This is a genomic window from Micromonospora sp. AKA38 (assembly GCF_027925725.1).
GTDB lineage: Bacteria > Actinomycetota > Actinomycetes > Mycobacteriales > Micromonosporaceae > Micromonospora.
Genome location: NZ_BNEI01000005.1, coordinates 1,392,344 through 1,416,605 on the forward strand (window position 1 = coordinate 1,392,344; position 24,262 = coordinate 1,416,605).

Consider the following 24,262-nt stretch of genomic DNA (forward strand, 5'->3'; position numbering starts at 1 on the left):
GGTCATGACGAACCCCTCGACGCTGTACCGCGGTGGAGTGTTGCATTGTCCGGCCGAGCCGAGCGCGACGGCGTTGTTGGTGCGGGACGGGCGGATCGCCTGGTTGGGTGCGGACGCGGAGGCGCCGTCGGCGGACCGGGTGGTGGAGTTGGACGGTGCGTTGGTGACGCCGGCGTTCGTGGACGCGCACGTGCACGCGACGGATACCGGTCTGGCGTTGTCGGGGCTGGATCTGTCGGGGGTGCGGTCGGCCGGGGAGCTGTTGGACGCGGTGTCGGCGTTCGCGGCGGGGTTGCCGGGTGACGCGGTGGTGTTGGGGCACGGGTGGGACGAGTCGACGTGGGTGACGCCGGTGGTGCCGGACGCGGCGGCGGTGGACCGGGCGGCGGGTGGGCGGCGGGTGTATCTGTCGCAGGCGTCGATCCATTCGGCGTTGGTGTCGGCGGCGTTGCTGGCGGCGTGTCCGGAGGCGTCGTCGGTGGCGGGGTACGACCCGTCGGGTTGGTTGCGGCGGGACGCGCATCATGTGGTGCGGGCGGCGGCGTTCGGGTCGGTGACGCGGGCGCAGCGGGTGTCGGCGCAGCGGCGGGCGTTGGGGCATGCGGCGTCGTTGGGGATCGCGGCGGTGCACGAGTGCGGTGGTCCGGGCATTTCGGATGAGGAGGACTTCACCGGGTTGTTGGGCATCTCGGGGGCCGGGGTGCCGGAGGTGTACGGGTACTGGGGTGAGCTGTTGGGTGCGGCGAAGGCCCGGGAGTTGGGTGCGGTGGGTGCGGGTGGGGATCTGTTCGCGGACGGGGCGTTGGGGTCGCGGACGGCGCACGTGTCGGCGGCGTACCTGGACGGGGAGCCGGGGGCGTGTGGGCACGGGTACGTGTCGGCGGAGCAGGTTCGTGATCATTTGTTGGACTGTGCGGCGCACGGGATGCAGGGCGGGTTCCACGCGATCGGGGACGCGGCGATCGGCACGGTGTTGGCGGGGTTCGCGGCGGCGGCGGAGAGGGTGGGCACGGAGCGGTTGCGGGCGGCGCGGCACCGGGTGGAGCACGCGGAGATCATGAGCAAGCGGTTGATCGCCGGGTTCGTGGAGTTCGGGATCGTGGCGTCGATGCAGCCGGCGTTCGACAGGTTGTGGGGTGGCGCGGGTCGGATGTACGAGTCGCGGTTGGGTTTGTCCCGGTCGTTGGAGTCGAATCCGATGGGTGCGATGCACGGGGTGGGGGTGGCGTTGGCGTTCGGGTCGGATTCGCCGGTGACGCCGTTGGATCCGTGGGGTTCGGTGCGGGCGGCGGCGGCGCATCACAATCCGTCGCAGCGGATGAGTGTGCGGGCGGCGTTCGCGGCGCACACCCGGGGTGGGTGGCGGGCGGTGCATCTGGACAGCGAGGGGGTGTTGGCGTTGGGGGCGCCGGCGACGTTCGCGGTGTGGGATGCGCCGGCCGGGGTGGAGCGGGGGTTGCCGGTGCTGTTGGCGGCGGATCCGGAGTTGCGGGGGCCGGATGATCCGACGCCGCTGCCGGTGTGTCGGGCGACGGTGTTGCGCGGTGACGTGATCTATCAGGAAGGGTCTTCGTGACAGGGAAGCTTGGGCTGGATCCGGTGCTGGTGTCGCGGGCGCGGGAGTTGGCGCGTCGGGCGGGGCAGCCGGTGGTGGATCTGGCGCGCAGCCACACCACGGTGTCGGTGGAGCGGGCGGTGCTGCGGCTGGCCGGGGTGTCGGGCGCGGACCCGGACGGTATTCCGTGGGTGAACCGGCTGGTGGACGCCGTGGTGGCGGATGTGGGCCTGGGTCACGGGGTGGCGGTGCCGGTGTTCGACGCGTTGGCGCGGGAGGGCGTCTCGGATGTGACGTTGCTGGCGCAGAAGGCGGCGGCGGGGTCGGTGCGGTTCGGGGTGCCGTCTGGCAAGGCGGCGACGGCGGCGCGGCGGGCGGCCCGGAAGGCGGTCGCGGCGGGGATCCGGCAGATCGACCGGCGGCGCGCGGAGCGGGATCGGCTGGTCAAGCGGCACGGGGATCCGAAGCAGCGGCCGTGGATCTATCTGATCGTGGCGACGGGGGACATCTACGAGGACATTCCGCAGGCGCAGGCGGCGGCGCGGGCGGGCGCGGACGTGATCGCGGTGATCCGGTCGACGGGGCAGTCGTTGTTGGACTACGTGCCGGAGGGGGCGACCCGGGAGGGGTTCGCGGGCACGTACGCGACGCAGGAGAACTTCCGGTTGATGCGGGCGGCGTTGGACGAGACGTCGCGGGAGTTGGGCCGGTACGTGCGGTTGACGAACTACGCGTCGGGGCTGTGCATGCCGGAGATGGCGACCCTCGCGGGCCTGGAGCGGCTGGACATGATGCTCAACGACTCGATGTACGGGATTCTGTTCCGGGACATCAACCCGATCCGGACGTTCGTGGATCAGCGGTTCTCGCGGCAGGTGCACGCGCGGGCGGGGATCATCATCAACACCGGTGAGGACAACTACCTGACCACGGCGGACGCGGTGGACGAGGCGCACACGGTGACGGTGTCGCAGTTGCTCAACGAGTTCTTCGCGCACGAGGCGGGGTTGTCGGACGGGTTGTTGGGGCTGGGGCACGCGTTCGAGATCAATCCGGATGTGCCGGAGTCGTTCCGGTTGGAGTTGGCGCATGCGTTGTTGGCGCGGGAGTTGTTCCCGGACGCGCCGTTGAAGTGGATGCCGCCGACGAAGCACATGACCGGGGACGTGTTCCGGGGGAACCTGTTGGACGGGTTCTTCAATCTGGTGGGGACGATGACGGGGCAGGGCATTCTGCTGGTGGGGATGATGACGGAGGCGGTGGTGACGCCGTGGCTGTCGGACCGGGACGTCGCGTTGCAGAACGTGCGGTACGTGTTGGGCGCGGCGGGTGGGTTGCACGAGGATTTCGTGCCGGCGCCGGGCGGGTTCATCCAGCAGCGGGCGCACCGGGTGTTGGGTGAGGCGGTGGAGTTGCTGGAGCGGATCGGGGAGCAGTCGTTGTTGACGGCGATCGCCGAGGGCACGTTCGGGATCATGAAGCGGCCGGCGGACCGGGGCAAGGGCCTGGACGGGGTGGCGCGGCACGAGGGTGACTACTACAACCCGGCGACGGAGATCCTGGAGCAGCCCTCATGACGGGGAAGTCGGTGGTGCGGCCGTACGGGGACACCACGGGTGACGGCATGGTGCAGGTGTCGTTCACGTTGCCGGTGCCGCACGACAAGCGGGCCGAGGGCGCCGCGGTGCAGTTGGCGAACAAGATGGGCATGGATCCGGCGATGCTGGTGCACGCCAAGCCGATCGGGGACGGGTTCACGTTCTTCGTGGTGTACGGGCGGGTGAACCATCTGGTCGACCTGGACAGGGTGCAGGTGGTGGAGCGGGACTTTCCGCTGCTGTCGGCCAAGGAGGTCAACGCGGTGGTGAAGCAGCGGATGCGTCGTAAGTTGTCGGTGGTGGGGGCGTGTATCGGCACGGACGCGCACACCGTGGGCATCGATGCGATCCTGAACGTGAAGGGCATCGCCGGGGAGAAGGGCCTGGAGTACTACCGGGAGTTGCGGGTCAGCAACCTGGGTGCGCAGGTGAGTGTGCCGGAGCTGGTCGAGGCGGCCCGGAAGGAGAGGGCCGACGCGGTGCTGGTGTCGCAGGTGGTGACGCAGCGTGACGCGCACCTGCACAACACGCGGGAGATGTCGGCGGCGTTCCGGGAGGCGATGCCGGCCGGGCGGCGGCCCCTGTTGATCGTGGGTGGGCCGCGTTTCGACGAGACCATGACCGACGAGTTGGGCGTGGACCGGATCTTCGGTCGCGGGACGACTCCGGGCGAGGTGGCCAGTTACCTCGTGCACGCGTTGATCACCTCCAGGAAGGCGAGCAGTTGAGCGAGCAGGATCCCCGGGTGGGGTTGACCGTCACGCACCGCCGGTATGTGCCGTACTCGCACGCCCACTACGCCGGGAACCTGGTGGACGGGGCGTACGCCCTGGGGTTGTTCGGGGACGTGGCCACCGAGGTGTGCATCCGTACCGACGGCGACGAGGGGCTGTTCGCGTCCTACTCCGACGTGCAGTTCCGGGCGCCGATGAAGGCCGGTGACGTGTTGGAGGTGGTCGCGACCGTAACCCGGGTCGGTACCCGCAGCCGCACCATCGACTTCGCCGCGCGGGTGGTGTGCCGGGGCCGCCCCGACCGGGGTGAGTCGGCCGCCGAGGTGCTCACCGAGCCGGTCGTGGCGGTCACCGCCACCGGCGCGGTGGTCGTTCCCCCAGCGGCGTGAGCACGGTTGTGCGGCGACCGGCGTCGCTGACGAAGGGCAGCGGCGCGTGAACCTCGCCGTCTGCGCCGATGTCGGGTCGACGTACACGAAGGCCGCGGTGGTGGACCTCGACGGTGGTCGGCTGGTCGGCGCGGCGGCCGCGCCGACCACGGTGGGCACCGACGTGTTGCACGGTCTGGACGCGGCGGTGGGCGCCGCCACCGCCGGGCTGGCCGGCGGGGAGCTGCCCTGGTATGTGTGTTCGTCGGCGGGGGGTGGTCTGCGGCTGGCCGTGGTCGGCTACGAGCCGCTGGTGACGGCTCAGGCCGGCCGGCGGGTCGGGTTGTCCGCCGGGGCGAACGTGGTGCACGTGGCCGCCGGGCGGCTCGGGCGGGCCGATCTGGCGGCGTTGCGCGCCGCCCGGCCCGATGTGGTGCTACTCGTCGGTGGCACCGACGGCGGTGACGCGGACACCCTCACCCACAACGCGACCCGGTTGGCGCGGGCGCGCTGGCGGGTGCCGGTGGTGCTCGCCGGCAACGTCGACGTCCGGGGCGATCTGTGTGCCGTGTTGTCCGCGGCGGGGGTGCCGGTCACCGCCGCGGACAATGTGTTGCCGCGGATCGGGGTGCTGACGCCCGGCCCGGCCCGCGCGGCGATCCGGGAGGTGTTCCTGCGGCACGTCATCGGCGGTAAGAAGTTGTCCCGCGGTGGTCGGTTCGCCCGGTTGGTGCGGGCCGCGACGCCGGACGCGGTGCTCACCGGTGTGGAGGTTCTCGCCGACGCGCTGGGCGGGGACCTGGCCGTCGTCGACGTGGGTGGCGCCACCACCGATGTCTATTCGGTGCTCACTCCCGACGAGCGGGACAGCGGCCCCGGTCAGGAGGTCGCCGGCACGCTGTGGCGGGCCCGTACCGTCGAGGGGGATCTGGGGATGCGGTGGAGCGCCCCGGGTGTGGTGCGGGCCGCCGCCGAGGAGCGGCTGCTCGCCGTGGGGGAGGCCGACGATCTGGCGGCTGCGGCGGCGGTGCGGGCCGCGGATCCCGGGTTCCTGCCCGCCGACGACGCGGACCGGGCCGTGGAGCGGCGGATCGCCGGGCTCGCCGCGACGGTGGCGTTGCGTCGGCATGCCCGGGGCGCGGCGACCGGTGAACGCGCCGGCCGGGATCTGCGTGACGTGAAGGTGATGGTCGGCTCGGGTGGGGTGTTGCGGCACGCCGCGCCGGTCGACGCCGCCGGTGTGCTCGCCGCGGTGCTCGGTGACCACGCCGGGGGGTGGCCGCTGCCGCGGGCGGCGCGCGCCGTCGTCGACGTCGACTACGTGCTGGCCGCCGGTGGGTTGCTCGCCGCCGACCATCCGGGTGCGGCGGCGGCGTTGCTTTGTCGGCATCTGGGCGGCTGAGCCTTCGGCCGGGGGGGCGCCCGTCGGCTGTCGGCGTATCGAGACGCGCCGACGCGACACGCCGTGGCGCAACACACGACAGGCCGGGGTGGGTTGACAGCGGCGGGGGTGCACGCCGTACCGTCTTTGAGTCCTACCACGGGAAGCGGCTGTTGTTCGTTTCGTCCTCTCGTCCGCTGGCCGAGCGACCGGAAGGTTGCGGCGGCCAGGTCCAGCGGGCGGGGGTCGGCGGGGCGGCGCGAACCGGTCGCGGTTACCGGTGTACGGGCAGGGTGAGAGGAACGGCCAGTAGACAACGGCCAGGCGGGGGCAGCCAGTCCACGTCCGGTCGGTCCGAAGGTCGGCGCCGATCGTCCTCGCCCCACCGGCCGGGAAGGGCCTGGGAGCATCGGGGCGCGGCTTGGGCCGCGCCCCGATTTCCGTTGGCGGGCCACCTACGGGCAGGTCGGCGGGGCGGCCGGGTAGCCTTCGGCCCGTGATCGTGGTGAGGTGCCGGTGACGACGCTCGACCGGGAACAGCCGCGTGCCACCGACGGGGCACGCCTCCCGGGCGCCGTGGCGCGTCCGCTGCCGTTGAGGCTGGCCGTGCCGGCCGCCGTGTCGGCCGGGCTGGCGTTGCTGTTGGCGTTCCCGCCGTACGGGCTGTGGCCCCTCGCGCCGGTCGGGGTGGCGTTGCTGGCCGCCGCGGCGCACCGGCGGCGGCTGCGTGCCGGCGCCGGGTTGGGTTTCCTGGCCGGGGTGGCGTTGTTCGCGCCGCTGCTGGAGTGGACGAATCTGCACACCGGTTGGCTGCCGTGGGCGCTGTTGTCGCTGTTGCAGGCCGGCTACCTGGCGTTGCTGGGGGCCGCTAGCGCGTGGGTGTCGCCGTTGGCCGACCGGTGGCGGGTGGGGTGGCCGCTGCTGACCGGGGTGCTGTGGGTGGGGCAGGAGGCGCTGCGCGACCGCACGCCGTTCGGTGGGTTCCCGTGGGGGCGGTTGGCGTTCAGCCAGGACACCTCGCCGCTGCTGCGGCTGGCCGCGCTCGGCGGCGCGCCGCTTGTCACGTTCGCCGTGGCGCTCGCCGGTGGGTTGTTGCTCGCCGTGGCGTGGCGGGACTGGCGCCGCCCGGTGGGGCAGTGGCGGCCGGTCGCCGCGCTGACCGCCGTGCTGGTGGCGTTGCTGGCCGCCGGGGCGGCCGTCCCGGTCGGGGTGCGCGGCGGCGGGGACACCGTCACCGTGGCGATCGTGCAGGGCAACGTGCCGCGTCTCGGGCTGGACTTCAACGCCCAACGCCAGGCGGTGCTCAACAACCACGTCGACGCCACCGTCGAGTTGGCCGAGCGGGTCGGCCGCGGCGAGGCGCAGCGCCCCGACCTGGTGGTGTGGCCGGAGAACTCCAGCGACATCGACCCGCTGCGTAACCCGGGGGCCGGTTACCGCATCTCGCAGGCCGCCGACGCGATCGGCGCGCCGATCCTGGTCGGCGCCGTGCTGCTGGGTCCCGGCGCGGGTCAGGTCCGCAACGCCGGCCTGCTGTGGCGGCCCGGCGGCGGCCCCGACCTGGCCCAGGTGTACACGAAGCGGCATCCGGTGCCGTTCGCCGAGTACGTGCCGCTGCGGGCGATCGCCCGGAAGGTCAGCGCCGAGGTCGACCGGGTGCGGTCCGATTTCGTCCCCGGTGACCGGCCGGGGGTGTTGGACGCCGGGGTGGCCACGCTCGGCGACGTGATCTGTTTCGAGGTCGCCTACGACGGCATCGTGCGGGACACCGTCACCGGCGGCGCGCAGCTGCTGGTGGTGCAGACCAACAACGCCACGTTCGACGTGGCGGAGGCCCGTCAGCAGTTGGCGATGGTGCGGCTGCGGGCCGTCGAGCACGGTCGTGCCGCGTTGATGGCCTCCACGGTGGGGGTGTCCGGGTTCGTTTCCCCGGACGGGCGGGTAGACGGTGCGACCGGGTTCAACACCGCCGAGGTGGTGGTGCGGCAGATGCGACTCGGGGACGGGCGTACCCCGGCCACCGTGGTCGGGGCGTGGCCGGAGGTGGCGTTCGCGGCGTTCGCGGTCGCGGTCCTGCTCGGCGCGGCCGTGGCGCGTCGACGCCGGGAGGTCGTCCCCGGCTGAGCCGAGGAGAGGCGGTACGACGGTGGGTGCGCAAACCGGCCATCCCGGGGTGGGGCGGGTCCTGGTGGTCATCCCCACCTACAACGAGGCGGACAACGTGCGGCGGATCGTCGCCCGGGTCCGCGCGGCGGCGCCCGTGGTGGACGTGCTCGTCGCCGACGACAACAGCCCGGACGGCACCGGCGGCATCGCCGACGCGATCTCCGGCGTCGACCCGCAGGTGCACGTGCTGCACCGGCCCGGCAAGGACGGTCTCGGCGCGGCCTACCTGGCCGGGTTCGGGTGGGCGCGGGAGCGTGGCTACGACGCGGTGGTGGAGATGGACGCCGACGGGTCGCACGCCCCGGAGGACCTGCCGGCGCTGCTGGACGCCGCCCGCGACGCCGACGTGGTGATCGGCTCGCGGTGGACGCGCGGCGCGCGGGTGTTGGACTGGCCGTGGCGGCGGCTGCTGTTGTCGCGGGTCGGCAACCTGTACGCGCGGGTGGCGTTGGGCATGCCGGTCAGCGACGCCACCGGCGGTTACCGGGTGTACCGGTCGGCGGTGCTGGACGCCATCGACCTGGGGTCGGTGCGGTCGCAGGGGTACGCGTTCCAGGTGGAGTTGTCCCGGCTGGCGCACCGTGCCGGGGTGCGCATCGTGGAGGTGCCGATCACGTTCGCCGAGCGGGAACACGGCGACAGCAAGATGAGTCCGTTGATCGTGGCGGAGGCGTTGTGGCGGGTCACCCGGTGGGGGGTGCGGGACCGTCGGGCGGCGGTGCGGGGCCGTCCGGACGCGTTGGCCCGGTGGCCGTGAGCGGGGGCGTGTCATGCTGGAGGGGCGTGACGACACTTGCGGGCCGATGAGGTGAGATGCGCCGAGGACTGAAATTCGTACCGTTGGCTCTGTTGCTGCTGACGCTGCTGGAGCTGGCCGTTTTTGTCCTGGTCGGGCGGGCCGTCGGGTTCGGTGCGGCGCTGCTGCTGGTGTTCGCGGCGTCGTTGCTGGGTCTGGTGCTGTTGCCCCGGGAGGGCATGCGGGCGTGGCGGCGGTTCCGGGCGGCCGCGCAGGCCGGCCAGCCGCCGGGGCCGCAGGTGACCGACGGCCTGGTGGGGCTCGTGGGTGCGCTGTTGTTGGCGTTGCCGGGGCTGGTCAGCGGCGCGGTGGGGCTGTTGCTGCTGGTGCCGCCGCTGCGGCGCCTCGCCGGTGGTGGGGTGCGCCGCACCGCGGAGCGGCGGGTGTCGTCGATGGTTGCCGGTGACCTGTTCGGTCCGCGTCGGGTGCGGGTGTACCCGGGTGCGCCGCAGCCCGCGCCCGCACCGTCGCCGCAGTCGCCGCCGGCGGGGCAGTCGACGCAGCCGGGCCCGGCCATCGAGGGTGAGATCGTGGACCGCTGAGACCAGCTCGGACGTGACGAAGCGCCCCCGGGGATGATCTCCCCGGGGGCGCTTCGACGTTGTCGGTGCTCAGGCGCGCCCGCGGCGGGTGCGGACCTCCTGGAGCCGCTCGGCGAGGATGTCCTCCAGCTCGGCGATGGACCGCCGCTCCAGCAGCATGTCCCAGTGGGTACGCGGCGGCTTGGCCTTCTTCTGCTCCGGCTCGTTGCCGTCGACCAGCCGGGCGACGCTGCCGTCGAACTTGCACTCCCAGGTCGTGGGGACCTCCGCGTCGACGGCGAACGGCACCTCGAACTGGTGGCCCTTGGCGCACAGGTACTCGCGGGTCTGACGCGGCGCGAGCTCCGTGTTGCGGTCGGATTCGTAGCTGACCGCGCCCAGCCGGCTACCGCGCAGCATACGCTCGCCCATGATCGACTTCCCCTCGTTCGTGGTGCTGGTCCTCAGGTGTAACGGCCGGTCACCGCCCGCCCATTCCCCACCCGCGCCGGTCGGGCCGTACGCGGGTCGGGAGCGTCAAGGGTAACCGGCCGGGGCAGCCGCCCGAATCGGCTGGAGTGTTTCGCCCGTCACCGGGGATGTTACCCACCATGCGTGCCGGAGGTGACGATGAGCAGTGACGCGCCGGTCGGGGCCCGACCGCCCGCGGGTCGGACCTTCTTCGGTCACCCGCGGGCGCTGTCCACCCTCTTCCTCACCGAGATGTGGGAGCGGTTCAGCTTCTACGGCATGCGGGCCATCCTGGTGCTGTACCTGACCGCGACGGTCGCCGACGGCGGTCTCGGCATCGGCGAGTCCACCGCCAACGCCGTGTACGGCACCTACAACGCGATGGTCTACCTGATGGCGTTGCCCGGCGGCTGGGTCGCCGACCGGCTGCTCGGGGCGCGGCGCAGCGTGCTGTGGGGCGGCGTGGTGATCGCCGCCGGCCACTACGTGATGGCGGTGCCCACCGGGTGGAGCGTGTTCGCCGGCATGGCGTTGATCGTGCTCGGCACCGGCCTGCTCAAACCCAACATCTCCACCATGGTCGGTGACCTGTACGAGCGGGACTCGCCGCGCCGCGACGCCGGCTTCTCGATCTTCTACATGGGCATCAACCTGGGCGCGTTCATCGCGCCGCTGATCACCGGCTTCCTCGGCGAGAAGATCAACTGGCATCTGGGGTTCGGGGCAGCCGCGGTCGGCATGACCTTCGGCGTGGCGCAGTACGTGCTGGGCCGCCGCAACCTGGGCGACGCCGGCGCCCGCCCCGCCGACCCGCTGCTCGGCGCCGACCGGCGGCGGGCGCTGACCCGCGCCGGCGCGGTCACCGTCGTGCTGCTGGTGGTCCTGCTGGGGTTGCTGCTGACCGGCTGGTTCACCGTGAACACGGTGGTCAACCTGCTCACCGCGGTGACCGTGCTGGTGACCGTCGGCTACTTCGCGCGGATCCTCACCGACCGGGAGATCAGCGGCACCGAACGCCGCCGGATGAAGGCGTACGTGTGGCTGTTCGTGTTCGCCGCCGCGTTCTGGCTGATCTACGACCAGGCCGGCTCGGTGCTGAACATCTTCGCCGCCGAGCGCACCGACCGGAACGTGGCCGGGTTCACGTTCCCGGCGTCCTGGCTCCAGTCGGTCAACCCGATCCTGATCATCATCGGCGCGCCGCTGGCCGCCTGGCTGTGGCTGCGCCTGGGTCACCGGGTGTCGACACCGACGAAGTTCGCCGTCGGCCTGGTCCTCAACGGCCTGTCGTTCGTGCTGATGGCCGCCGCCGCGCAGGCCGCCGTCGGCGGCGGCCTGGTCTCCCCGTGGTGGCTGGTCGCGGTGTACGCGATCCAGGTCGCCGGCGAGTTGTCGCTGAGCCCGGTGGGCCTGTCGGCCACCACGAAACTGGCCCCGGTGAAGTACGCCAGCCAGATGCTGGGCCTGTGGTTCCTCGCCACCGCCGTCGGCGACGCGATCGGCGGTCAGGTCGCCCGGCTGGCGCAGAACTGGTCGCAGTCGGCGTACTTCCTGACGTTCGGGCTGGCGTCGGTGCTGCTGGGGGTGGCCGCGGTGATGTTCACCCGGCAGATCCGCGGCCTGATGGCCGGCATCCACTGACCGGCTACCGCGAGTCGGCTCAGCGCCGGACGGCTCACACCGCCGGTGTCGGCGGCAACGGCAGCGGCAGGCCGGGCAGCCCGTCGATGCTGGTCGCGACATGTTCCTTGCCGGCGAAGTACGCCGACAGCGACGCGTCGTCCTCCCGGGCGAACCGCCGCCCGTGCAGGTCCCGGTCGGTGTCGTAGCTCATCAGCGGCACCGCGTAGCCGCACGTGTCGCGGATCAGCTCGGCGCGCACCACGATCACCGCCCGCAGGCCGTGCGGTCCCGGGTCGATGTCGGGAAAGTGCCGCAGCAGGTCGGGCCAGCGCGGGTCGTCGCGGAACACCGGCTCGCCGCGCCCGTGCACCCGCACGATGTTCGGCGGGCCGGCGAACGCGCACCACATCAGCGTGACCCGACCGTTCTCCCGCAGGTGCGCGATGGTCTCGGCGTTGCTGCCGGCGAAGTCCAGATAGGCCACCGTGTGCGCGTCGAGCACCGCCAGGCAGCCGCGCAGCCCCTTGGGTGACAGGTTGACGGTGCCGTCGCCGGACAACGGGGCGGTCGCGACGAAGAACATCGGCTGCGCCTCGATGAACTCCCGCAACCGGCCGTCGATGCGTTCATGCGTCTTTCCCATGCCGTGATCCTCGCCCGGCCGGCCGGCGCCGCGCTGCCCCGTCCCGCTGCGTGGCCGGTCAACCGGCGCCGGCGCCGAGCCGCGCGAGCGCCCCGACCGGAATCCGGTCAGGCGGGACGTCCGAGCCGCGCGAGCGCCCCGGCCAGGTCGCTGACCTGGTCGGCGAGCTGCCCGGCGCGCCGTTCGGCGGCGTCGCGGTCGGTGTCCGCCGCGGCCAGCCGCGCCGCCGTCTCGGCGGCCCGCGCCTGCGCGACGTCCACCGCCCGCCGGGCCTCGGCCAGCTCGGCGGCCAGCGCCTCCCGTTCGGCCCGCAGCGCCGTCGCCTCGGCCCGCAGCGCCGTCGCCTCGGCCCGCAGCGCCGTCGCCTCGGCGCGGGCCGCGTCGGCCACCGCCACCGCCTCGGCGCGCGCGGTGTCGGCCCGTTCGGCGTCGGCGCGGGCCCGCTGCGCGTCGGTGGCCCGCGCGTCGGCGCGTTCGGCGGCGGCCCGCGCCGCCCGGCGGTCCTCGGTGGCCTGCGCCCGGGCGGCCTGGGCGTCGGCGCGGGCCACGTCCGCGTCGGCGCGGGCCCGCTGCGCCCGGTCCAGCGCCTCGGCCGCGGCGTGGGTGGCGCGTTCGGCGTCGGCGCGGGCGGTGTCCCGGTCGGCGGTCAGCTCGGCGGCCCGCTGCCGTTCGGCGTCGCGTTCGGCCCGCACGGTCCGCAGCTCGGCGCGCGCGGCGTCGCGGTCCCGTTCGGCCTGCACCCGCAGCGCCTGCGCGGCGCCGGCCTCGGCGCGGGCGGCGTCGCGGGCGGTCTCGGCGGCGTCGGCCCGCTCGACGGCCGCGCGGGTCGCCGCCTCGGCGGCGTCGGCGCGCTGCCGGGCCGCGTCGCGGTCGGTGCGCGCGGCCCGTGCGTCCTGCCGGTCGCGGGTGGCCGACGCGGCGGCGTCCTCGGCGTCGCGGCGGGCGTCGTCGCGTTCCGCGTGCGCGGCCGCGACCTGCGCCGACGTTTCGGCGCGCAGCTCGGCGAGCTGGCGTTCCACGCCGGCGGGGGACAGCTCGGCGTGCAGCGCCTCGGTGAGCGTCTCCACGATCTGGTCGAGCCGGTCCACCGCCTCCCAGGTGCGGGCCACCTGCCCGGGCAGGCCGGGGGCGTTGCGGTGCCGCATCCGCGAGTTGCGGGCGGCCCGCTGGCAGGCGCCGTCGTTGTCCCGGCAGTAGCGGAACGGGCGGCCCGCGCCGACACGCTGCGGCACCTCCCGGGCGCAGTGGGCGCAGGGGCGGGTCTCGGTGGCGGGTTCGGTGTCCGTCGGGGGCGAGGTGGCGTCCATCGGGGGCGAAGTCTAGTGGCCGGCGTCGGCGCGGGCCGCGCCGTCGAGCGTGTACCGGCGTTGCAGCAGCACCGCCACCACCATCACGGCGGCGGGCAGCAGCCCGAAGCCGTACCGCAGCGCCGTGAGGGCGCTCGCCGACTGGGTGACGGTCTCCCCGGCGCTCGACGCGACGAACCCGCCGGCGGTCAGGCACAACGCGTACGCGTACGGGCCGAGCGCCGCGCCGGTGGCCTCGGTGGCGGTCCACACGCCGGTGTAGGTGCCGGCGCGTGGCGCGCCGGCGGCGCGGATCACGTCGGGCAGCATCGAGAACGGCAGCAGCTGCATGCCGGCGAACGCCACCCCGAGCACCGTCACGGCGGCGACCAGCACCGGCAGGCCGGCGGCCCGGCCGACCGCCAGCACCAGCGACCCGGCCGCGAACGCGGCCTGCGCGGCCAGCAGGGCACGCTGCTTGCCGACCCGCCGGGCCAGCGCCGACCAGGCCGGCGTGACCAGCAGCGCCGGGGCGACGAACGCCGCCACCAGCACCGTGGTCAGCCGGGCGCGGCCCAGCTCGTACTGCGCGTAGTAGGGCACCCCGGCCAGCACGAGGTGGGTGGTGGTCGACATGGCCAGGTACGCGCCGGCCAGCCGACGGAACTGCCGGTCACGCAGGCTCGCCGTCAGCGACCGCCACCCGCCGGTGGCGTGCCGCAGCGCCGGGTCGCCCGCCGCGCGGCGCAGCCGGCCGATGCCCGACACCCCGATGAGCATCGCGGCGAGCATTCCGGCCGCCAGCACCCCGGCCATCCGCAGGTAGCCGGCGCGGGTGGCGTCGTCGCCGCCGGCCAGCAGCGGCGCCAGCAGCCCGGAGACCAGGATGCCGAGCGTGAGCACCACCATCCGGAACGCCATCAGCCGGGTCCGCTCGTGGTAGCCGATCCGCAGGTCCGCCGGGGTGGCCAGGTAGGGCACCTGGTAGGCGGCGAACAGCAGGTTGCCGGCCACGAAGCACACCGCCACCCAGGCCGCGGCGGGCGCGCCGGTGAGGCCGCCGGGCACCGCGAACAGGGCGGCGAACGCCGCCGGTAACGCGCAGCCGGCCAGCAGCAGCCGCCGGCGGTGGCCGCGGCGGGCCTGCTCGACGTCGCAGCGGTGCCCGATCCACGGGTGCAGCAGCACGTCGGCGACCTTCGGCAGCAGCAGCGTCAGCCCGGCCAGCCACGGCGCGACCGCGAGGACGTCGGTGAGGAAGTACAGCAGCAGCAGCCCCGGCACGGTGATCCACACGCCCATGCCCAGCGAGCCGGCGGCGAACCCGACCAGCGGGCCGCGTGGCAGCGCGCCGGTGTCGCGCCGCGGGTCCACCCCGGTCATCGCCGCCTCCTGTCCCGGGGCACGCCCACCCCAATCCAACGGATGCTGGATTGTAGGGGGAACAATGGCCGGATGACCATGCCCCGTCGCCGGCCGGGCCGGCCCCGCCGCGACGACCAGCGACCCACCCGCGACCTGGTGCTCGCCGCCGCCACCGCGCTGTTCGCCGAGCGGGGCTTCGACGCGGTCAGCGTGCGCGACGTGGCCGCCGCGGCCGGCGTCGACGTGGCCACCGTCGCGCACCACACCGGCACCAAGGCGCAGCTCTACGACGCCTGCTTCGCGCGGGTGTTCAGCGCCGAACGGGAGGCGGTGGAGGCGGCCGGGGACCGCGCCCGCGCCGCGCTGGCCGCGGGGCCCGCCGACGCGGTACGCGCGCTGCACGACCTGGTCGACGTGTTCGTGGACTTCCTGGAGGACCGGCCGGAGACCACCGCGCTGTGGTTGCGTCGCTGGCTGGAGCCGCGGCGGCACACCGAGCTGGACCGGCGCTACGCCGCCCCGCTGTACGCGCAGGTCGAGCAGTTGCTCGCCGCCGCGTCGGCGGCCGGGGCGCTGGTCGAGCCGGCCCCGCACGTGACGGTGCGCAGCCTGGTCTGGGCGGTGCACGGGCACGTGGTGGCGCTGGCCGCGGGCGCCGGCTCCGAGGCGCGGGAGCGTCGGGAGTTCCGCGCGTTCGTGCACCGCCTCCTCGACGGGCTCTATCCGCCGGCGACCCCTTGACCGGGGCACCGCCGACGGGGATTATCCAGCAGTCGTTGGATTAATGGAGGTGGGCATGGCAGCACCCAGGGTGGCGGTCGTCGGCGCCGGCGCGGCGGGACTGGCCACGCTCAAGGCACTGACCGACGTCGGCGTGCCGGCGGTCGCGTTCGAGGCCGCCGACACCGTCGGTGGCCTCTGGGTCTACGGCGCGCCCGGCTCCCCGGCCTACCGGACGCTGCACCTCAACACCAGCAAGGCCCGCACCGAGTTCGCCGACCACCCGATGCCGGCGGACTGGCCCGACTACCCCGACCACACCCGCGTCGCCGGCTACCTCGGCGACTACGCCGACCGGTTCGGCCTGCGCGCGGCGGTGCGGCTGCGACACACCGTCGACCGGGTCACCCGCGCCGGCGACGGCTGGCGGGTGCACGCCACCGGCCCGGACGGCCCGGTGCAGGTCGACGTCGAGGCCGTGGTGGTGGCCAACGGGCACAACCGGGCGCCACACAGGCCCGACCCCTACCCCGGCGAGTGCGCCGCCGAACAACTGCACAGCCACGACTACCGCGGGCCGGAACAGCTCGCCGGCCGGCGGGTCCTCGTGGTCGGCGGCGGCAACTCGGCCATGGACATCGCCGTCGACGCCTCGTACGCCGCCACCCGCACGCTGCTGTCGCTGCGCCGCGGCGTCTGGGTGGTGCCCAAGTACCTGCTCGGCCGTCCCGCCGACACGCTCAACGGGGCGCTGGCCCGCCGGCTGCCCTGGCGGCTGCGGCAACGGATCAGCCAGCGCATGCTCACCACCGTCGTCGGCCCGCCCACCCGCTACGGACTGCCCGCCCCGACGCACGGCTTCCTCCAGGACCATCCGACGCTCTCCGACGCGCTGCTGTCCCGGCTCACCCACGGCGACATCCACGCCCGGCCCGGCATCGCCCGCTTCGCCGGCGACCGCGTCGAGTTCACCGACGGCCGCGTCGACGCCGTCGACCTGGTGGTGTGGTGCACCGGCTACCGGGTGACGGTGCCGTTCCTCGACGCCGACCTGCTCGGCGACGGCGCCGACCGGCTGCCGCTGTACCGGCACGTGTTCCACCTCGACGCCCCCGGGCTGGCGTTCGTCGGGCTCATGCAGTCCACCGGCGCGGCGTTTCCGCTGCTGGAGGCGCAGGCCCGGCTGGTCGCCGCCCGCCTGGCCGGCACCTGGACGCCACCGGAGCGGGCGCGGCAGGCGGCGGCCTGCCGCGCCGAACTGCACGCCGCGACCGCCCGGTGGGGGCACCGCCGGCCGCACATGCGCGTCGACTTCGACGCCTACCTGGCCGAGCTGCGCCGGGAACTGGCCGCCGGACGGCGCCGGGCCGGAGCGGCCCGGTGAACGCGCTGACCGGCCGGCGGGTGCTGGTCACCGGCGCCCGCGGCACGTTCGGTCGCCACCTCGGCGCCGCGCTGACCGCCGCCGGCGCGCACGTGGTCGGGCTGGACCTGCACGCCGACGTCGACGCCACGCCACCGGTGCTCGGCGTCGACCTGACCGACCCGGCGGCCACCCCCGGCGCGGTGGCCGCCGCCGTCACCCGGCTCGGCGGACTCGACCTGCTGATCAACAACGCCGGCGTCGGCGGGCCCGCCCCCGCCGAACTGCCCCCCGACGAGGTGGTACGCCGGCAGATCGAGGTGAACCTGCTCGCCGCGTGGCGGACCACCGCCGCGGCGCTGCCCGCCCTGGAGGCCGCCCACGGTCGGGTGATCTTCGTGGCCAGCCGGATGGCCGTGCTGCCGCTGCCCCTCGCCGCCGCGTACGGGGTGAGCAAACGCGCGCTCGTCGCGTACGCCGACGCGTTGCGCCACGAGGTCGGCACCCACGTCGGGGTCACCGTCGTCTACCCCAGCATGGTCGACTCCCCGATCCACGACAGCACCGTCGCGGCCGGCCTGTCGCTGCGAGGCGTGTCCCGGCCGGAGCCGGTCGAGGGCGTGGTCGCGGCGATCCTGCGCGCCGCCGCCGCCCGCCGCGCGCCCCGCGACGTGGCCACCACCCGACGCGGCCGGCTGGAACTGGCGGTGGCCCGGCACGCGCCGGGCCTGGCCGACCGGCTGGTGCGGCGTACCGTCACCGGTCGCGTGGCCGCCGGTGACCTGGACGACGCGGCGCTGGCCGCCGGCATGGTCCGCCGGCACCGGCAGGGCGGCCGGTAGCCTGCCCAGCATGCCCGTGTCGCCGTACGTCGCCCGGCTGCGCCAGCATGTCGGCCACGACCTGCTCATGCTCTACGGGATCAGCGCCGTGGTGACCGACGACGCGGGACGCGTGCTGCTGGCCCGACGCGGCGACAACGGCCGCTGGTCGGTGCCCGCCGGCACCGTCGACCCGGGCGAGCAGCCCGCCGACGCGCTGGTGCGCGAGGTCCGCGAGGAGACCGGCGTCGAGGTGACGATCGTGCGGCTGGCCGGCGTGGCCACCCACCCCGTGCGCTACCCCAACGGCGACGTCTGCGAGTACCTCAACGTCTGGTTCCGCTGCCGGGCGGTCGGCGGGACACCCACCGCCGACGGCGACGAGTCCCTCGCGGTGGCCTGGTTCGCCCCCGACGCGCTGCCCGACCTGGACGACTGGGCCCGGCTGCGGATCGGCACCGCGCTGACCGACGACGCCGCGCCCTGGTACACGGCGCCGGGCGACCGGCACCCGGCGCTGTGCCGCCCGGACAGCCTCTGACCGGCACGCCCCGGGCCCGGGACCGCCGCCGGTAGTGCCAGGTCTACCCCGAGGGTCGCCCCAGCGCGCTGTCGGCGGCGGGCGACCGCCCCCTAGCCTGGTCACATGACAGACACGCTGCTCAGGGCGGTGACCAGGCGACGGTTCCTGGTCTCGGCCTGGCCGTGGCGTGGGTTCGCCTACTCGGCCACGACGGCGCTCGCCGCCGGCCTGCTGTGGCTCGTGCTGGCGGTGCCGCTGACACCGCTGATCTCGGCCGCCGTGCTCCTGCACGCCGGGCGGACCAGCGGCTACCTGATCGTGGCGGCCTGCCTCGGGCTGATCGGGGTGGGCCTGCTCGCGCTGCTGGGGCCGCAGATGGCGCTCTTCATGGCCCGGGCCGAGCGGTGGCGGCTGCGGCTCGCCGGTGACACCCCACCGCCGCCCGGGCGCCGCGGCGCGCTCTACACCGACCCGGCCACCTGGCGGGCCGTGGCCTACATGGTCCTGCTCGGCGTCGTCGGACCGCTCTGGCTCGGCGTGCTCGGGATCGTCGGGCTGCTCGTGGTGTCGACGCCGGTGTCGGTGGAACACCGGATCTCGGTCGCCGACTCGCTGCCCGGCATCGTCGCGCGCGCCGGCGGCGGCCTGCTGCTGATCCCGGCCCTGCTCTACCTGACCGCGCTGTTCGGCGGCGCGCACGCCGCGCTGGCCCGGATGCTGCTGTATCCGGAGCGGTCCGAGGAACTGGTCGAGGTGGCCCGGTCCCGGACCCGGCTGGTGCACGCGTTCGACGCCGAACGGCTGCGCATCGAGCGGGACCTGCACGACATCGCCCAACAGCGCCTGGTCGCCCTGACCATGCAGATCGGGATGGCCCAGCTCGATCTGCCGCCGTCCTCGCCGGCCGCCGCCGCGATGGCCGCCGCGCACGAGCAGGCCAAGACGCTGATGGCCGAGCTGCGCAACCTGATCCGCGGCATCAGCCCACGTACCCTGCGGGAGTTGGGCCTGCGCGCCGCGGTGGAGGAACTGGCCGCGGCGAGCTGCCTGGAGGTACGCGTCGACGTCGCCCCGGCACGCCTGCCGGCGGAGGTCGAGGCGGTCGCGTACGCGGCGATCTCCGAGGCCCTGGCCAACGCGGTGAAGCACGCCGCCGCCAGCGAGGTCACCGTCACCGTCCGGCGCGTGGCCGGGCGGCTGGTGGTGGAGGTCCGCGACGAGGGCGGCGGCGGCGCCGACCCCGGACGCGGATCCGGGCTGACCGGGCTCGCCGACCGGGCCGCCGCCGCCGGCGGCCGGCTGCTGATGTCGAGCCCGCCCGGCGGCCCGACGATCCTGCGGGTGGAGCTGCCGTGCGCGTCGTGATCGCGGAGGACTCGGTGCTGCTGCGGGAGGGGCTGACCGCGATGCTGCCCCGGTTCGGCATCGAGGTCGCCGCCGCGGTCGGGGACGCCCCCGCGCTGCTGGCCGCCGTCCACGAGCACCGCCCGGACCTCGTCGTCACCGACGTCCGGATGCCGCCGAACCACACCGACGAGGGGTTACGGGCCGCCGTCTCGCTGCGCGCCGAGGACCCCCGGCTCCCGGTGGTCGCCCTCAGCCAGTACGTGCAGCACAGCTACGCCGGGGAACTGCTCGCCTCGGGTTCCGGCCGGTCCATCGGCTACCTGCTCAAGGACCGCATCGGCGACGTGGCCGAGTTCGCCGGGCACCTGCGCCGGGTGGCCGACGGCGCCACCGTGATCGACCCCGAGGTCGTCCGGCAACTGATGCAACGCCGCCGCGACCCGCTCAGACAGCTCACGGCCCGCGAACGCGAGGTCCTCAGCCTGATCGCGCAGGGTCACTCGAACGCGGCCACCGCCCGGATCCTGTCCCTGACCGAGGCCGGTGTCGCCAAGCACATCGGCAACCTCCTCACCAAGCTGAACCTGCCGCTCAGCGACGACACCAACCGGCGGGTCCTCGCCGTGCTCGCCTACCTGCGCAGCCAATCCGACTAGGAGTTCCCTTGCCCACCCCCACCGCCCGGCGTCGCGACGTCGGGCTCCGCGCCATGGCCGTCCTCCTGGCCGCCGCGTTCTTCCTCGCCCCGCTCGCGCTGGGCCCCGACCGGCTCGACGACTTCCCGCGCGCCTTCCTCGCCTACTGGTCCGCGGGCGGCACGGACTTCCCGCCCGACCTCCAACACGCCGTCGACCACCAGTTCCGGTCCCACCTGATCCGGGTGCTGATCGCGGTGCCGCTGCTCGCGGTGCTGGTGACGCTGACCTACCGGGCCCGACGGTTCCGGCTGCCGCTCGGGGCGCTCGCGCTCGCCGCGGCGGTGCTGCTGATCGCCAACGTCCAGGGGGCCGTGTCGCCGTTCGGCACGCTCCTGCCGCATCTGACGGCCGGCCCCGCCGACGCCCGACTGGTCGTGCTGGCCCAGGTCCGCGACCAGCTCGACCACGGCCCGGTGTCGCCCGCGCTGGGCGTGATGCTCGACGAGTACGTGCGCTGGCACGTGGTGAAGGGCACGCTGGTCGGCCTCCTGGCCGCCGCCCTGACCGGCCTCGCGGTGCGGTCGTGGCGCCCACGCCGGTGGCTCAGCCTGCTGCTGGCCGTGCTGGCCGTGGCCGCGCTGGTGGTCGTGGCGGCCAACGTGAGCGTCATCGCGAACCCCCGTCCAGGGTTCCTGCTCCTGCTGGAGGACGGCTGACGAGGGCGGGCTCACCGGCTGGTGTCGCGTACGGTCAGCGTCGGTTCCAGCAGCGTCACCTCCGGCACCGGCTCGTCACCCAGCCGCCGCATCAGCAGCGTCACCGCCTGCCGGCCCACCTCCTCGGCCGGCACCGGCACGCAGGTCAACCCGGACGGTTCGGCCAGCTCGTCGGGGCAGATCGCGACCACCGCGACGTCCTGCGGCACCCGCCGGCCCAGCGTCGGCAACGCGGCCAGCACCGGCCCGACCGCCGACTCGTTCTGCACCACCAGCCCGGTGACGTCGGGGTGGTCGGCGAGCAACGCCGCCAGGTCCCGGCGCACCGCCGCCGGGCCCTCCTCACAGGGCCGGGTCACCGCGTCGACGCCGAGCCGCTCGGCCGCGGCCGTCACGCCGGCCCGGGTCCGGTGGGCGAAGCCGGTGCCCCGGTCGTAGACGGCGGCCGGGGCGCCGAGCAGCGCGACGCGCCGGTGCCCGGCGGCGGCCAGGTGCTCCACGCACAGCTCCCCGGCCCGCCGGAAGTCCAGGTCCACGCAGGCCAGGCCGGTGCTGTCGGCCGGGTGCCCGATCAGCACGCCGGGCAACGCCAACTCCCGCAACAGCGGCACCCGGGAGTCCTCCAGCTCCACGTCCATCAGCAGCACGCCGTCGACGAGCGCGCTGCCGGCGATGCGGTGCAACCCGGCCGGCCCCTCGTCGGCGGTGACCAGCAACACGTCGTGGTCGTGGCGACGGGCGGTGGTGACCACCGCGGTGGCGAAACGCATCACCACCGGCACCTGCATGCCGGTACGCAGCGGCAGCACCAACGCGATCACGTTGGCCTTGCGGCTGGCCAGGGCCCGCGCCCCGGCGTTCGGGTGGTAGCCCAGCGCGCGGACGCTGGCCAGCACCCGCCCCCGGGTGGCCGCCGAGATGGTCCGCTTGCCGCTGAGCACGTACGACACGGTGCTCGCCGCCACCCCGGCGTGGCGGGCCACGTCGGCGATGGTGACCTGCTCGCCCGCGGCGCGGCCGCTCACCGGGCCGTCCCGGAGCGCTCCGCCGCCGAGGTGGCCGCCCCGTCTCCGCCGTGCACGGCGAGCGCGCCCACCAGCCGGACGTCCCGGGCGGAGCGGCCCACCAACAGCGAGTGGGTGGCGTCCTCCACCACCATGGCCCCGCGGGTTTCGTCCCACCAGGCCAGCTCGGCGGTACGCAGCCGCAGCGTCACCCGGGCCGCGCACCCCGGCTCCAGGGTGACCCGGGCGAAGTCGCGGAGCTGCCGCAGCGGCTGCTTGGCCCGGGAGCGTCGCTGCCGGGTGTAGAGCTGCACCACCTCGGTGCCCGGGCGGCGGCCCGTGTTGGTGACCTCGACGCTCACCTCCACCTCCTCGTCGGTGTGCGCCGTGGCGGTGCTCAACCGGAGGTCAGCGTAGTCGAACTCGGCGTAGCTGAGCCCGTGGCCGAACGGGTACAGCGGTTCGCCCCGGTGGTAGAGGTAGGTGGCGTCGGCGCCGATCACGTCGTAGTCGAGCAGGTCGGGCAGCTCGGCGGTGTCGGCGTACCAGGTCTGGGTCAGCCGTCCGCCCGGGTCGGCGTCGCCGAGCAGCACGTCGGCCAGCCCGTGACCGTGCTCCTGTCCGCCGTGGGCGCTCCACAGCACCGCCGGCAGGTGCTCCCGGGCCCAGCCCACCGCGTACGGGTAGCTGCTGGTCAGCACCAGCACGGTACGCGGGTTCGCGGCGTGCACGGCGCGCAGCAGTTCGAGCTGGCCGGTCGGCAGGTCCAGGTCGACCCGGTCCTCGGTCTCCCGGCCGTTGACCATCGGGTGGTTGCCGAGCACCACCACCGCCACGTCGGCGGCGGCGGCCAGCGCGGCGGCCTCGGCCGCGCCGTCGACGCGCAGCTCCACCGTGAACGCGGCGGGCTCGCCGACCGCGACGCTCAACCGGCCGGCCGGGTCGACGCCGACGTCCCGGCCGGTGGCGAGGTGGTGCAGCAGCACGGTGCCGTCGGGCCGGTGCCGCGGGCGGAACGTCTCCCGGACCACCCAGCCGCCGGGGCCGGGACGGTCGTCGACGAGCGCCCCGGTGTCGTCCGCGCCCACGTACCGGCCGTGGTGGGCCGCGCGCAGCGCCACCACGCCCTGCCCCCAGTCGACCACCTCGAACTCGGTGGGCGCCGCGTCGGCGAGCGTCAGCGGCCCGCCGTCGACGCACCGGACGGCCCGGTCGCCGACCCGCAACGTGATCCGGTCGACGCCCGGGTGGGTGGTGACCTCGGGCAGCCGCCCGAGCAACCCCTCGAACGCGCTGACCGCGTACGGCAGGGTGCCGCTGTACCAGTCGGTGAGCACCGTGTCGGCGAGCGGGCCGAGCACCGCGACCCGCCGGTCGGACGCGAGCGGGAGCAGCCCGTCGTTGGACAGCAGCACGACCGACTGGCGGGCCGACTCGCGGGCCAGTTCCCGGTGGGCCGGGCAGTTCACCACGTCGGCCGGCACGTCGCCGTACGGGTCGTGGCCGGGCGGGTCCAGGTCGCCCAGGCGCAGCCGGACCGACAGGATCCGCCGGACCGCGCGGTCCACGTCGGACTCGGCGACCAGCCCGCGCGCCAGCGCCTCGGTGAGCCGGTCCACGGTGGGGCGCGGGTCGTCGTCGTCCTCGGTGAAGCTGTCCACGCCGGCGCGCAGCGCGGCGGCGAAGCCGGCCACGTGGTCGGGCAGGTACTTCTGCATGCCGGCGATGTTGCCGACCGCGCCGGCGTCACCGACCACCATCACCTCGTCGTCGGCCCAGCCGCGCAACTCGCCGTCGATGAGCGGGCTCAGGTGCGCCGGCACGCCGTCGACCAGGTTGTACGACGCCATCACGGCGACCGCCGCGCCGGCGGCCAGCGGCGCGCGGAAGGCCGGCAGCTCGTACTCGTGCAGCACGCGTGGCGGCAGGTCGTTGGAGGTGAGCGCCCGGTCGGTCTCGTTGTTGTAGCCGAGGAAGTGCTTGAGCGTCGGCGCGGTCCGCAGCCGGGTGGGGTGCGCGCCGCGCAGCCCGGACGCGTAGGCGGTGGCGAGCCGGCCGGTGAGCCAGGGGTCCTCGGACCAGCCTTCCTCGTTGCGTCCCCACCGTGGGTCGCGCAGCGGGTTGACCACCGGCGCCCACACGTTGAGGCCGACCCGGTCGGGGTCGGCGCGGTGCTTGGCCCGGACCTCGTCGCCGACGGCGGCGCCGACGGCGGTGATCAGGTCCGGGTTCCAGCTCGCGGCCAGGCCGAGCGCCTGCGGGAAGACGGTGGCCTCGCCGAGCCAGGCGACGCCGTGCAGCGCCTCCGTGCCGGTGCGGAACCCTGGCAGGCCGAGCCGGGGGACGGGCGCCTGCCACTGGTGCAGCAGGCCGAGCTTCTCTGCGACGGTGAGGCGGGCGAGCAGGTCGTCGACGCGGTGGGGGGTGGGGTCGGTCATGGCGGGCGCCTCCGGTGGGCGTGCGGGTCACACTCCCGGCCATCGAAGCGCTTCGATTGCCGGGTGGTGAGGACGGCGGCACGCACGCAAAAAGGGGGTGGGGTGGTCGGCCGGCGGGTCGGCCCGGAGCTGCGGTGAAGCGCTTCGACAACCGCCGGAAAACAGGCCGCCCACGGATTGCCCGG

General features: G+C 74.7%; 22 protein-coding genes. 16 read left to right on the forward strand and 6 right to left on the reverse strand.

The features are described 5' to 3' along the window. Positions 1-4 precede the first annotated feature (4 nt). From TPA0908_RS23010 to TPA0908_RS23045, 8 genes are all read left to right on the forward strand, one after another. Positions 5-1,576, forward strand: a complete 1,572-nt coding sequence (locus tag TPA0908_RS23010) for an amidohydrolase (protein WP_281941157.1) — start codon at positions 5-7, stop codon at positions 1,574-1,576. Further along, entirely contained in the window at positions 1,573-3,132 is a 1,560-nt protein-coding gene (gene kamD / locus TPA0908_RS23015; protein ID WP_281941159.1) for a lysine 5,6-aminomutase subunit alpha, read from the forward strand. Before TPA0908_RS23010 ends, kamD begins: the two co-directional genes overlap by 4 nt. Further along, positions 3,129-3,881 carry a lysine 5,6-aminomutase subunit beta gene (kamE, locus tag TPA0908_RS23020; protein ID WP_281941161.1) on the forward strand — a complete coding sequence of 251 codons (753 nt, stop codon included), beginning with the start codon at positions 3,129-3,131 and terminating at the stop codon, positions 3,879-3,881. Before kamD ends, kamE begins: the two co-directional genes overlap by 4 nt. After that, positions 3,878-4,276: a 3-aminobutyryl-CoA ammonia lyase gene (gene kal / locus TPA0908_RS23025; protein WP_281941163.1), complete on the forward strand. Its 399-nt coding sequence runs from the start codon at positions 3,878-3,880 to the stop codon at positions 4,274-4,276. Before kamE ends, kal begins: the two co-directional genes overlap by 4 nt. Positions 4,277-4,322: 46 nt before the next feature. Continuing rightward, positions 4,323-5,657: a glutamate mutase L gene (locus TPA0908_RS23030; RefSeq protein WP_281941166.1), complete on the forward strand. Its 1,335-nt coding sequence runs from the start codon at positions 4,323-4,325 to the stop codon at positions 5,655-5,657. Between the two features lie 555 nt (positions 5,658-6,212). Then, entirely contained in the window at positions 6,213-7,760 is a 1,548-nt protein-coding gene (gene lnt, locus TPA0908_RS23035; protein ID WP_281942666.1) for an apolipoprotein N-acyltransferase, read from the forward strand. A 22-nt stretch (positions 7,761-7,782) separates the two neighbouring features. Further along, positions 7,783-8,559: a polyprenol monophosphomannose synthase gene (locus TPA0908_RS23040; RefSeq protein ID WP_281941168.1), complete on the forward strand. Its 777-nt coding sequence runs from the start codon at positions 7,783-7,785 to the stop codon at positions 8,557-8,559. Positions 8,560-8,615: 56 nt separating this feature from the next. Next, a complete protein-coding gene (locus TPA0908_RS23045) occupies positions 8,616-9,140 on the forward strand; it encodes an FxsA family protein (RefSeq protein WP_281941170.1) in 525 nt (174 codons plus the stop codon). Between the two features lie 69 nt (positions 9,141-9,209). Here the strand turns inward: TPA0908_RS23045 and TPA0908_RS23050 are convergent, their stop codons facing one another. Continuing rightward, entirely contained in the window at positions 9,210-9,551 is a 342-nt protein-coding gene (locus TPA0908_RS23050; RefSeq protein WP_007460094.1) for an RNA polymerase-binding protein RbpA, read from the reverse strand. A gap of 198 nt (positions 9,552-9,749) precedes the next feature. Between TPA0908_RS23050 and TPA0908_RS23055 the strand changes: the two genes are divergently transcribed. Beyond that, positions 9,750-11,231, forward strand: a complete 1,482-nt coding sequence (locus tag TPA0908_RS23055) for a peptide MFS transporter (protein WP_281941173.1) — start codon at positions 9,750-9,752, stop codon at positions 11,229-11,231. 34 nt (positions 11,232-11,265) lie between these two features. On the opposite strand, the gene TPA0908_RS23060 is transcribed toward TPA0908_RS23055, so the two are convergent. The 3 genes from TPA0908_RS23060 to TPA0908_RS23070 all read right to left on the reverse strand — a co-directional run bounded on the left by TPA0908_RS23060 (position 11,266) and on the right by TPA0908_RS23070 (position 14,525). Next, positions 11,266-11,856 carry a pyridoxamine 5'-phosphate oxidase family protein gene (locus tag TPA0908_RS23060; RefSeq protein ID WP_281941175.1) on the reverse strand — a complete coding sequence of 197 codons (591 nt, stop codon included), beginning with the start codon at positions 11,854-11,856 and terminating at the stop codon, positions 11,266-11,268. Between the two features lie 107 nt (positions 11,857-11,963). Continuing rightward, complete coding sequence (locus tag TPA0908_RS23065) at positions 11,964-13,163, reverse strand: hypothetical protein (RefSeq protein ID WP_281941177.1); 1,200 nt, start codon at positions 13,161-13,163, stop codon at positions 11,964-11,966. A gap of 12 nt (positions 13,164-13,175) precedes the next feature. After that, on the reverse strand, positions 13,176-14,525 hold the full coding sequence (locus tag TPA0908_RS23070) for an MFS transporter (RefSeq protein WP_281941178.1): 1,350 nt from the start codon (positions 14,523-14,525) through the stop codon (positions 13,176-13,178). 72 nt (positions 14,526-14,597) lie between these two features. Here TPA0908_RS23070 and TPA0908_RS23075 point away from each other — a divergent pair, with 72 nt between their 5' ends. The 7 genes from TPA0908_RS23075 (at position 14,598) to TPA0908_RS23105 (ending at position 20,635) form a co-directional block, all read left to right on the forward strand. Next, a complete protein-coding gene (locus tag TPA0908_RS23075; protein WP_281941180.1) occupies positions 14,598-15,248 on the forward strand; it encodes a TetR/AcrR family transcriptional regulator in 651 nt (216 codons plus the stop codon). Positions 15,249-15,303: 55 nt separating this feature from the next. Beyond that, positions 15,304-16,611 carry a flavin-containing monooxygenase gene (locus TPA0908_RS23080; RefSeq protein WP_281941182.1) on the forward strand — a complete coding sequence of 436 codons (1,308 nt, stop codon included), beginning with the start codon at positions 15,304-15,306 and terminating at the stop codon, positions 16,609-16,611. Then, on the forward strand, positions 16,608-17,432 hold the full coding sequence (locus TPA0908_RS23085; RefSeq protein ID WP_281941184.1) for an SDR family NAD(P)-dependent oxidoreductase: 825 nt from the start codon (positions 16,608-16,610) through the stop codon (positions 17,430-17,432). The genes TPA0908_RS23080 and TPA0908_RS23085 overlap by 4 nt, the downstream gene beginning before the upstream one ends. 10 nt (positions 17,433-17,442) lie before the next feature. Beyond that, positions 17,443-17,952 carry an NUDIX hydrolase gene (locus TPA0908_RS23090; protein WP_281941186.1) on the forward strand — a complete coding sequence of 170 codons (510 nt, stop codon included), beginning with the start codon at positions 17,443-17,445 and terminating at the stop codon, positions 17,950-17,952. A gap of 105 nt (positions 17,953-18,057) precedes the next feature. Continuing rightward, positions 18,058-19,299 carry a sensor histidine kinase gene (locus tag TPA0908_RS23095; protein WP_281941188.1) on the forward strand — a complete coding sequence of 414 codons (1,242 nt, stop codon included), beginning with the start codon at positions 18,058-18,060 and terminating at the stop codon, positions 19,297-19,299. Positions 19,300-19,340: 41 nt separating this feature from the next. Continuing rightward, positions 19,341-19,937 carry a LuxR C-terminal-related transcriptional regulator gene (locus TPA0908_RS23100; RefSeq protein ID WP_281942668.1) on the forward strand — a complete coding sequence of 199 codons (597 nt, stop codon included), beginning with the start codon at positions 19,341-19,343 and terminating at the stop codon, positions 19,935-19,937. An 8-nt stretch (positions 19,938-19,945) separates the two neighbouring features. After that, positions 19,946-20,635: a hypothetical protein gene (locus TPA0908_RS23105; RefSeq protein WP_281941189.1), complete on the forward strand. Its 690-nt coding sequence runs from the start codon at positions 19,946-19,948 to the stop codon at positions 20,633-20,635. 11 nt (positions 20,636-20,646) lie between these two features. On the opposite strand, the gene TPA0908_RS23110 is transcribed toward TPA0908_RS23105, so the two are convergent. After that, positions 20,647-21,660 (reverse strand): LacI family DNA-binding transcriptional regulator, encoded by a 1,014-nt coding sequence (locus TPA0908_RS23110; protein ID WP_281941190.1) that lies wholly within the window; start codon positions 21,658-21,660, stop codon positions 20,647-20,649. Beyond that, positions 21,657-24,077, reverse strand: coding sequence for a beta-glucosidase family protein (locus TPA0908_RS23115; RefSeq protein WP_281941192.1), 2,421 nt, complete (start codon positions 24,075-24,077; stop codon positions 21,657-21,659). Before TPA0908_RS23115 ends, TPA0908_RS23110 begins: the two co-directional genes overlap by 4 nt. Between the last annotated feature and the right edge of the window lie 185 nt (positions 24,078-24,262).